Consider the following 539-nt stretch of genomic DNA (forward strand, 5'->3'; position numbering starts at 1 on the left):
TCGCTTCGTGTTACTCAATACGCGCAATCGCTCTTGCAGCAAGGTGTTACGCGCGATGATGTGGTGACTCTGGTAGGGAAGAACCAAGTTGAAACAGTATTGTTTTATTTAGCTGCGCAACAGTTAGGCGCTATCACCGCGTTGACTATGCCTCAGCCAATTGAGGCGCTACAAGGTAAGCTCTGCACACTGTACGGCGATCATCAAACACGTTTTGTTTGGTTTACTCCGGATTGTGAGTTCACTTACTCTAGCGAAGAGAAAGCAGCATTAAATGCGATTTTTCTCACTTTGCCTACGGTAGATACCGTGGTTGAAAACACTGAGGACGACTATCAGCATGACAGGTTGGCTTCGATTGTGTTTACCTCAGGCTCAACGGGGGCACCGAAAGCGGTGGTACATACGCATCGACAGCACCTCGCTTCGGCAGAGGGATTACTTTGTGAGTTCACCTTCCATCAACAAGATACTTGGCTGTTGTCGCTCCCACTTTATCATGTTTCCGGCCTTGCGATTGTCTATCGCTGGTTGTTTGT

At 48.2% G+C, this 539-nt stretch carries 1 protein-coding gene; it reads left to right on the forward strand.

What is annotated here, in order from left to right:
- Positions 1-539 (forward strand): AMP-binding protein (locus R7Q48_RS30405; RefSeq protein ID WP_318134135.1); only part of this gene is annotated, 539 nt, incomplete at both ends.

This window comes from Vibrio sp. 378 (assembly GCF_033339435.1).